The sequence below is a fragment of the Enteractinococcus helveticum genome (assembly GCF_001657475.1).
Lineage (GTDB): Bacteria > Actinomycetota > Actinomycetes > Actinomycetales > Micrococcaceae > Yaniella > Yaniella helvetica.
On record NZ_LXEY01000066.1, the window covers coordinates 1 to 706 of the forward strand.

Annotated in this window: 2 protein-coding genes; both read right to left on the minus strand. The window is 37.7% G+C overall.

Features of this window, described 5'->3' with window-relative positions; all coding sequences use genetic code 11:
• Positions 1 to 303 (minus strand): DUF2977 domain-containing protein (locus A6F49_RS14505; protein WP_043056594.1); only part of this gene is annotated, 303 nt, incomplete at its 3' end.
• Positions 303 to 706: hypothetical protein (locus A6F49_RS17480; RefSeq protein WP_082911822.1), on the minus strand; the 404-nt coding region annotated here is incomplete at its 5' end. The genes A6F49_RS17480 and A6F49_RS14505, both read right to left, overlap by 1 nt.

The window sequence follows — 706 nt, forward strand, 5'->3', positions numbered from 1 at the left end:
CTTTAATTCCATCGCCAAAATATTTACTTGCGTCACCTGCATTTGCATACTCGCAACCATTCCGCGAAGTTCCTCATCACTCAAATCTGTTGCAGTTTGTTGACTTGGTGTGTTCGAATCATCTTCTTTTTCAAAATTGTTGTTGTATTTAATTTCGCCGTTAGTGAATACAAACTTTCTAGGTTCGAACTCTTCTTTAAATTTTATAGGCACATTATTATCGTCTACATCTAAACTATTGCGTAAACCGCCAGTATTAACGAATCCGATAACTTCGTTTTTATCGTTTACTGTGATTTTCATTATTTCCACCCCATAATTTTGGTTATAGTAACTTTGTTTGCATTAGCGCCAGAACCTGTTGTTCTGCCTAAATCGAAATACACATCGTTATCTATTCTTAAAGTAGTGCTACTTGTTTTGGATAGTAAGCACTCATAAATACCGCCCCCGTTACCGTCTGAGTCAACTACATTCGCTTTACTTAATTGAATTGCATTAGGTAATGTGGTTAGTCCGAATCCCTCAATAACGCCACCTGGATAAGTTCCACTTACTAATAAAATAGAATAGTTTGTGTATGGTTCGGTTAGATTGATTGTTGTACCTACACCATTTGCGCCACCGTCGAACAATACCGTTGACTTATGTTCATTAGGATCTGTCCACTGTTGCTCAAGTCTGCCGTTTGTGATTGATCGTGTGT